Source organism: Syntrophorhabdaceae bacterium (genome assembly GCA_035541755.1).
Classification (GTDB): Bacteria; Desulfobacterota; Syntrophorhabdia; order Syntrophorhabdales; family Syntrophorhabdaceae; genus PNOF01.
In genome coordinates this window covers 1-13,447 of the sequence record DATKMQ010000128.1, presented here as the reverse complement: position 1 = coordinate 13,447, position 13,447 = coordinate 1, and the positions used below count along the sequence as shown (strand labels likewise).

Here is a 13,447-nt window from a genome sequence, read left to right as displayed (position 1 = left end):
CCCTTTATGATGTTCACTCCCCTAGCGCCAACCGTGGTGACGATTTAAAGGGAAACTGTCGAGCTTCTCGAGTTGGTCCGGTGTAAAAACCCTTCTCATCTCGATACTCATCTCGGCCATTTTGTCAGAAAGCCTGGCCCTGAGCACGCTCAGCTCCTTCTGTTTGGCGAGAAGCGTCGCGTCGTCGGTCTTAGGATCCGTAAACAATTTGTGCATTTCAAGTCTCTTTTGAGCGAGCTCGTACCTCATATCACGGGTTTCCTTGTGATAACGGGTCCTGATATCACGCATCTTGTCCATCTGGTCCTTTGTGAGATTGAGGCGCGACCGCATGTCCTTATGCTGAAAAGGACCGCCGTGATAGGCGCCCTCTTCCCCTGCGGGTCCGCCTCGCCACGCGCCCATCCCGGCCGGGGACGCCTGATCAGCGGGAGCAGCGAAAACCGAGAATACAATGGCTGCAATAGCAACTACAACCACCGCAATCACTACCAGTAGCTTTTTCATTACGATACCTCCTTGAGTTCTTTGGCTCTATCGATTACATCATCATCAAACAAAGAGAGGACCGGGCAGTAGTAAATGCGAGGAAAACCGTTAAGACCAAGATACGTTTTTCTTTGAATCTTACCTCGGTCCATTATTGTCACAATCATCTTGCTGTTGCTCGATTCATGATCATGATTCTGCCCGGCCCTGTGGGGTTCGGTACTTCTTGAGTGCCTTCCTGGCGATATATCTTTGTCCTCTTCCATACTGACCATCACTGTGCAATGGCCATGCCGTTCTCAACAATCGAACATCATTAGATATTTCAGAATACCAGGGGCAGAATAATCGACAACCGTGTCGATTTATCGCGAATTAATCGACAACCGTGTCGATGTATATCCCACGTGCGATTAATCTCCTTCGACAACCTCGATCACGGCGTCGTGATTTGCGGGTCAAGGTCCTTGCCTCGGCCTTATCGGTGAGATGGGGGAACACATTATTGAGGCAAATTTCGCTACGAGCTACTCTGCGAGTGCAAGCTCCTGCTTCACCGCAACAAACGGGCTTTATGAAGCTTTCAATGCCTTGGATAAGGTTACCTGGTAACCCTTATTCTTCGTCCCGACATCTGCAGTACCAGAACAACGATCAGAACGATGATAAGGACGGCAATGAGCACCCCGACACCGGCGTCTTTGCCGACCCTCAAGTCGTCAATCTTCTTGGCTGTGTCGTGCAGTTGCCGGTCGTCAAGTTGAGATAGTCTTGAGGCAATCTCCTCGCTACTAAACCCGAGGTCTTTGAGTCTCTGGCTTACGATCTTGTTTTCCAGGGCGGCTCGGATCGTCTCAATATCGGCCGCGCACGCCATACCCGTGAACTTCAGCGTCTCCGAGGGTGAGAAGGCCGCTTCTACGCGTGGCGCCACGCCCAAAATCATCATTGAAAGCACAAGGTACCAGGTAACGTATTTCTTTGCCATAACGCACCTCCATAAAGATCATCTATGACCGGCTCCCCGTGAGTGATGTATGGCAAAGCCCGGCCTTAGCTTCACGTCTAATACCTGTCGGGCCGGCCACCTTCCCTTCCGCCGCCTTCATGATCATGTTCCCCCCGCCCTTCTTCATGTCCGCCCCTGCCATAACCTCCGTCTCTGTCTCTGTCTCGTCCATCGTATCCCCACCAGACGCAGCCACCGAGCGACACAACCATCGCAATGCATGCCATCACCAGCACAACTATTCTCTTCATCTTTGCCTCCCTCGGTATCCATACCATAATAGATCAGTTTCGCTATTACCCGCTGAAAACAATGGACGGCTTCTCATCCTTCTCGCGAACCCGCGGCCGGTTGTATCGAGGCATCACCTACGCCGCGTGGGCGCCCGCTATCGAATATGAAAGGGAAAGACCAGCGTAATGCCCGGCGACTGGTAGGGGTACGGCGAATACACAACCGGAGGAGGTGCATAGACTGGAGCCGGATAGTAGCGGGGGGGTCGATGCTCCCGCCAGCCTCGTTCGTAACGCCGGTGATCACGGTATCCGTCACGCCTGTCATCACCCGCCGATGGTATGGCTGTCACACCTGTGATCATTGCAGTAACAACAAGCATCGCCAAAATCCTGCCGAAAATAGAGCCGAACTTCGTTGCTCGTAATTTCGAGGTTCCCATGTTGTCCTCCTCCGCCCTATGATTCCCACGCAAAACGGGGTCTTTAGCTTTGGCCAAATCGCCTGACACTCTTTCGATTCATTTGGTTTTTGCCTTTGCCTTCATGCGAGAGTGATGATGCCGGAATAACATATCGGCGATCTTCTTCTGGTCATCAGACATGCTATTGTAGAGCGCCTCGAAGACGGGTATAAATTTCCTTATGCCGTCCGCATGGGCCTCGGCAATTGCACTATAGGATTTCAGATCGTCGACCGCGGTCATGGCCACTTTTTCAGATCTCGCCCTGATGAGGTCCTCCATGGTCCTCTCGTTGTCTCTCATGGTCTCGGCCACATTCCTCCACAACGGTTCCTGGGCATCGGTGATCTTGAGCTTGGCATGAAGCTCTGTGATGCGTGCCTCTACGCGGTCGGTCTTTGAGCCCCCAGCCGGGCCCATGGACGTCGAACTGCTAGAAGCGGCGCACAAAGGTCCAGGAAGTGCGAGAAGCACGAAGGCTAAGAGCATGGCGATGATCGCACGTGTAACAGGCCCATCCCACTTACCGGTAATTTTCTTCATGGTCTGCCTCCTCTTGGATTTAAACGCTTTGTCTGGCTCGACATGTCAAGAAGTTTCGGGGGAGCGCGCACGGGATATTTCCTGTTCTCCGCAACAATAATCCCTGCGTGATCTTCTCCGGTCTTTGCGTCGCATCGAGCACAATAGGAACCGTAAGCTGCGAATGAGAACCTGTCAAGCGTTGTGTGAACTTTACTTCCTCATGGTTTGGCATCCGCCGTCCCCGTTCTTGAGCATAAAGAGCTATAACGTTCCAACACCTCATTTGTTCTGGATCGTAAGATTGCTCGTCACGGACTTTACCCCTTTGACGCCACGAGCAAGCGCGATGAGCCGATCCTCAGCATCCCGGCTCGGCACTGCCCCCGTGAGTGTGACGTTACCGTTGAAGACATCGGTACTGACTTTCAAAATGCTCAGTTCCTTGTCCTCTACAATCTTAGCCCTGATCGTGTTGGCAATTGTTGTATCGTCCACGATCTCACCGGCTGTTCTCCCCGTTGTGGACGCACAAGCCGAAATAAGAATCAATAGAAAACCGACTACAAGCGTGGCTGAAATAGCTTTCTTCATACGGCACCTCCATTGGAAAATGCAACATCTGCACAACCTACAAGGTACCTATAAGGTCAATATTCGTCTCTGTCAAGCGGGATATTCGAGGCGTGTCCGAGCATCAATAACCTGGTCGTCAAAAACCTCGAGAGATAATTGTGGTCTTGTGAAACTCACAAACTCTGCTCTGTCTCGCGGAGCATCGGAGTTTTGAACGATGTCTCAATCGACATTTGAATCCTGGGGAGAAGGGCCGCTTCAACGCTGGCGCACGTAACCGAACTCTTTTACTTCCACTCGTCCTTTGAAGCGCTCAAGATATAGTCATAGAGTTTCTGCGCCTGTTCATCTGACATCCTGGAGGCAGGAAAACTGGGCATGCCTGAGCTAGGCTTGCGTATCCATGCCTGCAATGACTGAAAGTTCTTTAACCGGTCAGATCCTTTGACCGGTTTCGCCGGTCTCCCCACATTGCCGCCGTTCGGATGGCACGATGCACAGGAGCTCATATATTCTTCCTGACCCGTCTTGCTTTTTGTCGTATCTTGCGCCAGGGTTATCGTGGCTTCGAACGTTATGACCATTCCAACGACAATCAAAATAGCGAGAGATCTCTTCATTACAGCCTCCTGTTATAGTCGATGTCACATACACTGCAGTATCTCTTCAAAACATCGGACCGGATTTCACACGGGAACGCCCATTCACCTGGCCTTGTACGCCTCCCTGAATTCCTCCACAAGCAGGACCTTGAGGAGGTTCTTTGTCCTTTCATCAGGATTTCCGAGCCATTCGAACTTACCCTCTGTAGCTGAAAGGGCAAAACATTTTTTGCTGAGAGGACTGAAAAGAACGATCAGCTGGCTCGTGTCGCATGCGTAGGGCTTGCAACCGGTTATAAGCAGGATATGCTCGCTAAACACGTGGATCATTCTGTTTCGGTCCCCCGTCCCCGTAAGGGAGCCTACCCATTCTTCACGCCTCTTCGGGCCGAGCATTTCCTTGTAGGCCTCACGAAAATCTTCTACGTTCATTGTCTCCCAGGGGTATACGTCATACTGTTTGAACACATCAGGAAAAGAAACGTATTCGATGACAATTTTGCCACTTTTTTGCTGCGTGGCGGTCTTTGATTTTTGGGCTGGGGCGGTAAAGACGGAACCGCTCGCCAAGAGTATGAGAACAGGGAATAGAACTGATGATAGGAACAGTTTCTTGCTCACGGCCTTCCCTCTTCAACTAATCCCACAGATCATATCAGAAAAAGTGGATTCATTCCATGTCCCGTTTAGAGGTCCCATCCTCAAATGTCGAGCGAAGCGCTGTTCACTCTGAGCCAGTCCTTATATTTCTTATAGCCTGGCATGATTTCTTCCATATAATTCCAGAAACGCCGCGAATGGTTCTTGACCTTGATATGCGCCAGTTCATGGGCGATGACATAGTCGATCATGGGATAGGGCGCCATGACAAGCCTGAAGCTGAAGTACAACTTATTGTCCGCGGTACATGATCCATAGCGGGTTTTTGCGCCCGTGATTCTCACCTCTTGAGGGTAGAGTTTAAATTTCCTGCTGTAGTAGTTGACTCGCTCGGGAAATATCTCGCGCGCCCTCTCTTTATACCACTCCACAAAAAGATCCCTGCCCTGTTTCTTGTGGTTCTTCTCAAGGTAGAATACACCGTGGGAAAGGGCAAGGCCCGACCTTCTGCCGCTTGCCTCTCGAAGCTCAAGGGGATACTTCTGCCCAAGGTAGAGAAATTTCTCTCCTGTAACGTATCGTCTCTCGCTCTCTAATGTCTCGAGGTCTTTTGCCCTTTCCTGAAGCTTTGTTTGAACCCATGCGTGCTTTTGCTCGAAGAATTTTCTTATTTCTCCTTCCGTTGTATGGTGGGGAACATGCATGACCACCCTGCCGTCCCGTTCTATTTTGAGCATGAGTGTTCGACGTCGCTTGGCGCTTCTCACTACGTGATAGGTGATATCATCCTGAGACATGTCCAGCTCCGACTTCACTTATCCGTTCAAATAGCCCTTACTGGAATTTGTTTTGCTGCGTTCCACGCTATATCTCAAGCTCCTCGCCCAGGTGCGGGACATAGGTGGAAAGACCCAATTTCTCATGCACGATCTTTTCAAATTCGAGGGCCGTGCTTTCTTCGCCATGCACAATGAAAACTTCCGGTTTGTTGGTGAAGGTGCTGAGCCATTCTATAAGCTCGGCCTGGTCTGCATGGGCGGAAAACCCCCCTATAGTATATATCTTTGCCCGTATGGCCATATCCTCTCCGAGAATGTGGGCATGCCTGGCTCCGTCTATTATGTGTCTACCGAGGGTCCCTGCCGCCTGATACCCGGTAAATACGACGCTGCATTCTGGTCTCCAGATATTGTGCTTGAAGTGATGACGGATACGGCCACCCTCGCACATGCCACTGCCGGCTATGATAATAGCGCCAGATTTTATCTTGTTTATTTTCTGCGATTCCTCTACCGTAGTAGTAAAATGGAGCTTCATACCTTCCGTGCTTTTGAACTTGAAGAGGCTCAATGCCTCGGCGTCAAAGAACTCCGGGTGTGCCATATAAATCTTTGTGGCCTTGTCCGCGAGCGGGCTGTCCACGTACACGTCGAGATCATGGAGTTTTCCCTCCTTCACGAGCAGGTTCAGAATGTAGAGGATGTCCTGGGTCCTGCCTACGGCAAAGGCCGGGATGAGGACGTTCCCGCCCTTTCGGAAGGTCTCCTTTACGGCCTGTTGAAGCTCTTCTATACTCTCGTCGAGACTCTTGTGGAACCTGTTGCCGTAGGTCGATTCGGTGAGCACGTAGTCGGCTTCGGTCACATGCTCAGGATCTTTGATAATAGGGTTTCCGTTCTTCCCGATGTCGCCGGAAAAAACAATCTTTTTCTCTTTTTCGCTATCCTTGTACCAGAGCTCCAGCGTGCCTGAGCCCAGAATGTGGCCCGCGTCGATGAAACGGTAACGTATCGTATCGTTCAGGTTCTCTATGGTCTCGTAATTTTTCTTATCGAAAAAGCCCAGGCAGTGGGCGACATCCTCGGTAGTGTAGAGTGGCTCAATAACAGCATCCTTGCCCGTTCGCATTAACTTCTTCGTCAGCCACTCGGCGTCCTTCTCCTGAATATGGGCCGAATCGTAGAGCATAACCTCGGCCAGTTCCGCTGTGGCCGAAGTGGTAAGTATCCTTCCTTTGAAACCGTCTTTCACGAGCTTGGGTATAAGCCCTGAATGATCGAGGTGGGCGTGGGTCAGAAGGAGGTAGCGAATCTTGCCTGGATCGAACTCAAACGACCGGCTGTTTATCTCATCGGCGTCCTTGCCTTGATATATGCCGCAATCTACAAGGATTTGCGTATCACCGGACGTAAGATGGTAGCATGATCCCGTGACCCTTCGTGCAGCGCCCAAAAACCTGATCTTCATACCGTCACCCCGTCAAATTTCCCTGATTATACCTGTCAGGTCGACATTTTACAAGAATTATCGGTTGGGGCCGCGTGAGCCCTCCCGAGAATGGACAAACCAGAGGGAAAAGCCGCGCTATCGATATGAATCTTCGCAAACGATCATTCCGGCTCTATGGATTCTTAATTCTTGCCTGCAGCCGATCGTGCGACTAATTTTGGATAAAGGGGCTTGAAAGTCAATCGTAGGGCGGGCCGCGCCCAGGTTTTGACTCCCTCTGTACGATTATGATATTCTGGAGTTCAATCTGCACGCACAGGAGGCCTCCCATGATCGGGGCATGTAAAGGGGTTCTCAAAGCACTTGCTATTGTTGTGGCCATTTTCTTCCTCACAGTTATGGTGCTCCATACCACAGCCTACGCTCGGGCGGGCGGGGGCAGGTCCTCGGGAGGAGGGATGAGATCAAGCGGTTCCTACCGCGGAGCTACCTCGGCGCCTTACCAGTCACCCGCGCAGCAGAGTGAGCCGGGCGCGTCTGATCGCTCCCCCATGAGTGGACCGAATAGCCCCGGGAAGAGCTTTCTGTACGGGCTCGGTGGAGGTCTTTTCGGCGGCATGATCGGCAATATGCTTTTCGGAGGAGGCGGCTATAACCAGGGTTGGGGAGGCGGCGGATTCGGATTCGGCGACTTCATTGTCATCCTTATTATCGTGGGGATCGTGTATTCTCTTGTAAAACGCTACCGGGCGAGAAAGGCCATTGAGGTGGGCGGGGCTGATGCAGGCGTCTATGCCTCCTCTGCGTACGACTCACCTTCGTACGGTCCCTCCACATACACGCCTGAGGGGCACCAGGACATAATCGCTACCGGCTTAAGACATATCAGCCAGATGGACCCTGCATTTAACGAAAACGCGTTCAAGGAAGTCGCGTCCGATATCTTCTTTAAGATACAGGGCGCGTGGACCAAACGTGATTTAAGAGGTGTGTCTCATCTTCTCTCGCCGCAGATGCTCGATACGTTTCAGATGGACCTCAACAATTTTATATCCAACAAAGAGTTCAACCGTCTTGAAAATATCGCCGTCCGGCAGGTGGACATTGTCGACGCAGTACAGGATCAGGGAGAAGAGTACATAACGATAAAGTTCCTCGCGAGTCTCCTCGATTATAATGTGGACGAAACAACAGGGAATGTGATTGCGGGAAGTCCCACGGACCCGGTAAAATTTCTCGAATACTGGACGTTTACCAGAAAGGTGGGGGGGGAGAACTGGGCACTCGCCGCCATCACCCAGGAGCAGGATTATCATTAGAAGTCGTGCTGCATGAAAGAGGACGGGCCGGCATCGGGGCTTCCACAGATCATCACGGTCAGATCGTCTGCCGGGGCGGGAAAAACCTACAGGCTGGCCCAGCACTATATCGTTCTCCTCCTCCTTGACATCCTGAGCGGAAAACCCACAAAAAGCCGTATCGCCAACCTCGTGGCCATCACCTTCACAAATAAAGCCGCGCAAGAGATGCGCGGCCGAATCATCGACTGGATGAAAAGGATTATCCTCGATATCCCTTTCGAGAACCTGAGCCTGAAAGCGCTCGATGAGATAGTTGAAAACGAATGGATCAAAATAGCGTCCCCCCCTTCATCCGAACCCGGACACAATGGAGCCGCCTTTCTCAGAAACGCTCTCAAAGGCGCCATCGAGAAAGATTTTAACGACCTGCTGAAGAACTATTACAGTTTCAACGTGAGCACCATAGACAGTTTTGTGAACCTTATCCTTAAGGCCTCCGCGTTTAAGCTCAACCTTCCGCCCGTATTCGACGTCTCACTCGAATCCTCCTCCATGATTGACCTCGTGCTCAAGGAATGTCTTCAGAAAATCTCCGAAGACCGCGCGGTCCGTTTGAAATTTGACCGGTTCATCGATAATTATATCGAAACAGAAGGCGACAACGTGAGCTGGTCACCCAAAGAGGTGTTGAAAGAGATTATAGCGGACTTCTGGGATCAGGAATCGAGAGAAAACAAGAGCTTTGTGATTGACCCGGATTCTCTCGCCAAGACAGCACGACTCAGAGAACGGATCCAGGCTCAAGCAAGAATCCTGAAAGACACTGTTACGGGCAACCCTAAGCTTATCCCCAGGACCGATTTTCTCAAGGCCCTCGATTCATGCATCTTAATCAAAGGCAATCAGCCCGGTAGAGGCGCTACTTTCGACCGGGACGAGCTCGACGCGTGTTTCAAGAAGGGGAGCGCCGCGGTAAAAAGCGATGAACAAGATCTCTGGCGGGATATCATGAGCCTTCGGATCCCTTTTGTGGAAGCAGCGGCTCAATCCAAATTCATCCCTTACGTGGAAATATACAAGCTCTTCAAGGATATGCTGAGGACAGAAATCACCTATAGAAAACGGCTCGTTCTCATTGAACAATTAAACAGGCTATTGCAGGATGTGATCCATGAAAGGGGTTTCGTGCCTGAAATATATTATACCCTGGCGGAACGGTACACCCACTTTCTCATCGATGAATTCCAGGACACGAATCATCTCCAATGGCAAAACATCGAAGTCCTTACCGAAGAAGCGATTGCACGGGGAGGCACTCTTTTCCTCGTGGGTGACAAGAAACAGGCCATCTACCGGTGGCGCGGGGGCGAGGCGGAGCTTGTCGATGAAGTGGCCGCACACTATAGGGCCTACAAAGTCGATGAACAAGTCCTGAGAACCAATTACCGCAGCGCCGGGCATATTGTCTTTCTCAACAACGTGGTTTTCGCCTGTGACAACCTGCGAGGCCTCGTCAATGCCGTACTCGGAGAGCATGAGGAGCAAACAAGCGAGCGGATCCTTAAGGCTTATCGTGATTCGGAGCAGTACCCCTTGAAAGACAAGGAGAATGAAGGGTATGTCCGTATCGAGAAGGTAGCCCTCAAAGACGACGAAGAGACGATACGGACAACCTTTACAATGAAAGAACGGGGTGACGTTGTCGCGCAAAAGCTGAAAGCACTCATAGAGCGCATTCGCGCACGAGGGGTGTTTCAGGATAGAGAAATCGCGATTCTCGTTCGCAGAAAAGACGAAGCCCGGCTCATTGTAAAAACGCTCCTTGAAATGGGCCTCAACGTGGAATCGGAACTCACGGTCAACGTAAAGAACAATCTGCTGGTGAAAGAATTGCTCGCCTTTCTCAGCTTCATCAGCACCCCCGATGATGACCTATCCTTTGCCTCCTTCACAACGGGGAATATTTTTCAGAAAAGAACAGGCATCGCCCACGCAGAAATCGTGGAGTGGCTCACGAACAAACGTACAGATCAACTATCCTGGCCGCTTTACAGCATCTTTCGGCAAGATTACCCCAAAATCTGGGATCAATACTTCGAGGAATTTTTCTCGCGATCGGGTTATCTGCCGCTTTACGAATTCACGGTCCTTTTTATAAAGAGATGGTCCGTCTTTGAACATTTCCCTCACGATATCCCTTATTTTCTTCATATCTGCGAATTCATAAAGAACAGGGAGGATTCGGGTGAGAACAACCTGAACGCCCTTTTGAGAACTCTCGCCGACGACCCTAAGAATCTCTTCATGAGCGTATCCGATGCGGAAAAGGCCTTTCTGCTCAAGGCCTCGGACGCCGTGGATGCCATTAAGGTTATGACAATTCACAAAGCCAAAGGATTGCAATTTCCTGTAGTCATCCTCCCACTCGTAAAACTCAATTCCTTCGGCGCCTCCGAGGAGAGAGACAAGACGAAATACTTCGCAGCCGAAGGGGGAGCGCTCAAGTCCTTCTATATCAAAAAGGATTTTAGAGACGTCTCGCCGAAACTCAATGCCATGTATCAAAAGCGAGAGGCCGATTACCTGCTTGACGAACTAAACAATATCTACGTAGCGACAACGAGAGCGGAAAAGGAACTCTACATATTTCTCACCGATTCAAAGGGCCAGAAAAGAAACTATCTCATCGATCATTTCTTTGGTCTTACAGCCTTGAGGAGCTATACCCGTAGCGAAACTATAGAGATCGGTGCGGAGTATCAAGCCGCGGCCAAGCTTGCCTTGGCAGACCACGACCACAGACACCTGTCCAGTGGCGGGGCGACGGCCGATGTGACAGACCAGTTTAAAGACGGTTCTTTCAGCGGCGAGATTCGATGGCTCGAAAAGATCAGGACAAAATTCGAGGAGACGGAAAATATCACACGACAGCAACTCCACGCCAAGCAAAGGGGCGATGTGATCCATTATATCCTGTCCCTCATCATCTCTCTGCCTCAAAATCCCGAAGCCGTTCTCAACCGGTGTATCGATGCCGGCATAGCCAAGTACTGTTTCCATCCGTTCCGACAGGATGTGGAGCAGGTCATCCTCAATTTGTTCCGCGACACCGGGTTCAAGCGATTTTTTGAGACCTCCGGGGATACCCGTGTATTTACTGAAAAAGAAGTAATCGACGAAAAAGGAAACGCCTTTAAGATAGACAGGATCATCGTAAGCGGCGATTGTGTGGATATCGTAGATTTCAAATCGGGTGAGGGCCGAAGCCAGGAACACCACGAGCAGATGAACCGCTACGCGGAACTCATGAAAAAGATCTATCCGGCTCACACGGTCCGGGCACACCTTCTGTATATCGAGGAAAACAAGATCATTAACATATGACAAACGTTTACTCCATACCGTTCGGCGGCAATTTTCTCGATACTCTGATGACCTTCATAGGCGAGGACGGGGAAGACCTCGCCAACAAGGCCATCGTTTTCCCGGGCAAGCGTCCTGCCCTCTATCTCAGAAAAACCTTAAGCCATGGCGCCCTTCGTCCTTTCTATCCACCACGATTCTTTTCTATGGAAGAGTTCATCGATTTCCTGGCCCGAAAGACGCACCCCGATTTCAGCGATGTTGATGATGCAGATGGGATCTGGCTTCTCTACGAGTGCATACAAAGGCTCCCTTTGTTTGCTCACCATCCGTTCAGAAAAAAGGGGTTCGGCGAATTCTTCTGGTGGGGAAAATACCTCCTCGAATTCATCGATCACCTCGACAGAGAAGATATCGATAACGAAAAGCTTACCTCGCTCGAGCAAAGTGCGCGAATAGGCTACGACGTGCCGGAGAGCACCAACGAACTGCTCGCACACGTTACGGTCTTGCGGAAAGAATTTCACAGGGTACTCGACCGGAACAAATACTTTACCGCAGGCTATAAATGCCTATACGCCTTTAAGAGTGTGAGCGAGGCAATTCCAGACGATTTTGAAATGATATACTTTGCCGGCCTCTTCGCCTTAAGCGCCGTTGAAAAGAAGATTATTCGTGATATCCGGAAAGCGGGCAGAGCTCGAGTCATTCTTGAGGGTGATCCATCTCGATGGCCCATCTTAAGCGAGCTTGTCTCATTCCTCTGCGCTCATACAGAGACAATCCCCTGCGAGAAGATTGAATCGCAGACGGTCTCTCTTCATGCGGGTATCGACACCCACTCCGAGATTCTAAAAACCTATGAGATATTGAGAGATGGCCGGCCTGAAAGGACCGCCGTGATACTCCCTGCGGCAAAGGCGCTTTTCCCGATGCTGAGTTTCGTCGTGGACCGAATCGACAGCCCCTATAATATTTCTCTCGGGTATCCGCTCTCCCGCACATCTCTCTTCGATCTTATCCTTCACGTGCTCAGCGCTCAGTCCATGAAGCGTAAAGATGGGGAGTACTCCACGGCCGAATATCTGTCGGTTATGCTCCATCCTTTTGTAAAGAATCTTGATTTCGAAGTACCGGTGCGACCGATCTTAACGGCTCTGGAACGGCTATTCACGGGAGATATTCTGCAAAGCCCTGTGGCGGACAAGCCTCTCATCACACTTGCCGAAATAGAAAGGGCGCTCGTAAGAGAGTCTGCAGGCACACCGGACGTGCTGGAGAGAATACACGAGCTTTTCTTCGGCCAATTCCAGGAGGCAGAGACCCTTCATGATTATACGGAGAGACTGGCAATCATCCTTGAATTCGTGCTTGCACACACGCCGGTCCGTTCGTATTTACTCTCCGGAGAGATTTTCAAGAGTATCTTCCAAGCCCTCCACGCATTGCAGAACACGCGATTCAGCAGATCAGCCTTCCATGACAACGATATGGAGAACAAACGCGTCATCTGTGATTTTATCATTGAGCATCTTCAGTCCACGGATTTGCCCTTCGAAACCAAACCCATCGAAGACCTGGAGATTATCGGTGTTCTCGAATCTCGAAACATCACCTTTGACACGGTAATCATGCTCGATGTGAACGAGGGCGTCATACCACAGGCAAAAAAGATCAACCCCCTCGTACCGCTCGGAATTTACGACATCCTCGGCATCCCGTCACCCGAATACACGGAGGAAATGTACCGGTACTATTTCAAGCGTCTCATCACATCGGCCCGCAACGTACGCCTCCTCTATATTGATTCCGAAGATAAACCGCGCAGCCGTTATATCGAACAGCTCATCTGGGAGAAGGAACGGACCGCACAGTCACTCAACGTTATTGAGGTCGATCGGGCTGCCTACAAGATCAACGTGCGTCTTCAGAGCACGCCTCCTGCCATAGAAAAGACGGAGCGGATCCGGACCCTGTTAAAGGCGAATGCCTTTTCGCCAACGGCTATTGACGATTATGTGAGATGTCCCGCCCTGTTCTATTACAAGCAGGTGCTCAA

General features: G+C 50.8%; 14 protein-coding genes. 3 read left to right on the top strand and 11 right to left on the bottom strand.

Features of this window, described 5'->3' with window-relative positions; genetic code table 11:
* Positions 1 to 21: 21 nt before the first annotated feature.
* From VMT62_12960 to VMT62_12910, 11 genes are all read right to left on the bottom strand, one after another.
* Positions 22 to 507: a Spy/CpxP family protein refolding chaperone gene (locus VMT62_12960; GenBank protein ID HVN97331.1), complete on the bottom strand. Its 486-nt coding sequence runs from the start codon at positions 505 to 507 to the stop codon at positions 22 to 24.
* Positions 507 to 755, bottom strand: a complete 249-nt coding sequence (locus VMT62_12955; protein ID HVN97330.1) for a hypothetical protein — start codon at positions 753 to 755, stop codon at positions 507 to 509. The genes VMT62_12960 and VMT62_12955 overlap by 1 nt, the downstream gene beginning before the upstream one ends.
* A 335-nt stretch (positions 756 to 1,090) precedes the next feature.
* Entirely contained in the window at positions 1,091 to 1,477 is a 387-nt protein-coding gene (locus tag VMT62_12950) for a PA2779 family protein (GenBank protein HVN97329.1), read from the bottom strand.
* A 77-nt stretch (positions 1,478 to 1,554) separates the two neighbouring features.
* Entirely contained in the window at positions 1,555 to 1,749 is a 195-nt protein-coding gene (locus VMT62_12945) for a hypothetical protein (protein HVN97328.1), read from the bottom strand.
* Positions 1,750 to 1,886: 137 nt separating this feature from the next.
* The gene (locus VMT62_12940) at positions 1,887 to 2,174 is read right to left on the bottom strand and encodes a hypothetical protein (GenBank protein HVN97327.1); all 288 of its coding nucleotides are present in this window, start codon (positions 2,172 to 2,174) and stop codon (positions 1,887 to 1,889) included.
* 78 nt (positions 2,175 to 2,252) lie between these two features.
* Positions 2,253 to 2,738: a Spy/CpxP family protein refolding chaperone gene (locus VMT62_12935; GenBank protein HVN97326.1), complete on the bottom strand. Its 486-nt coding sequence runs from the start codon at positions 2,736 to 2,738 to the stop codon at positions 2,253 to 2,255.
* Positions 2,739 to 2,999: 261 nt separating this feature from the next.
* Entirely contained in the window at positions 3,000 to 3,311 is a 312-nt protein-coding gene (locus VMT62_12930; protein ID HVN97325.1) for a BON domain-containing protein, read from the bottom strand.
* Positions 3,312 to 3,580: 269 nt separating this feature from the next.
* Positions 3,581 to 3,913, bottom strand: a complete 333-nt coding sequence (locus tag VMT62_12925; GenBank protein ID HVN97324.1) for a c-type cytochrome — start codon at positions 3,911 to 3,913, stop codon at positions 3,581 to 3,583.
* An 84-nt stretch (positions 3,914 to 3,997) separates the two neighbouring features.
* Positions 3,998 to 4,516 (bottom strand): Ivy family c-type lysozyme inhibitor, encoded by a 519-nt coding sequence (locus tag VMT62_12920; protein HVN97323.1) that lies wholly within the window; start codon positions 4,514 to 4,516, stop codon positions 3,998 to 4,000.
* 80 nt (positions 4,517 to 4,596) lie between these two features.
* Positions 4,597 to 5,292 carry a SprT family zinc-dependent metalloprotease gene (locus VMT62_12915; GenBank protein HVN97322.1) on the bottom strand — a complete coding sequence of 232 codons (696 nt, stop codon included), beginning with the start codon at positions 5,290 to 5,292 and terminating at the stop codon, positions 4,597 to 4,599.
* Positions 5,293 to 5,359: 67 nt separating this feature from the next.
* Complete coding sequence (locus tag VMT62_12910; GenBank protein ID HVN97321.1) at positions 5,360 to 6,742, bottom strand: MBL fold metallo-hydrolase; 1,383 nt, start codon at positions 6,740 to 6,742, stop codon at positions 5,360 to 5,362.
* 311 nt (positions 6,743 to 7,053) lie between these two features.
* Here VMT62_12910 and VMT62_12905 point away from each other — a divergent pair, with 311 nt between their 5' ends.
* The 3 genes from VMT62_12905 to VMT62_12895 all read left to right on the top strand — a co-directional run.
* Positions 7,054 to 8,043 carry a Tim44 domain-containing protein gene (locus tag VMT62_12905; protein HVN97320.1) on the top strand — a complete coding sequence of 330 codons (990 nt, stop codon included), beginning with the start codon at positions 7,054 to 7,056 and terminating at the stop codon, positions 8,041 to 8,043.
* Between the two features lie 12 nt (positions 8,044 to 8,055).
* Entirely contained in the window at positions 8,056 to 11,409 is a 3,354-nt protein-coding gene (locus tag VMT62_12900) for a UvrD-helicase domain-containing protein (protein HVN97319.1), read from the top strand.
* The coding region (locus tag VMT62_12895; GenBank protein HVN97318.1) for a hypothetical protein at positions 11,406 to 13,447 on the top strand (2,042 nt) is incomplete at its 3' end. The genes VMT62_12900 and VMT62_12895, both read left to right, overlap by 4 nt.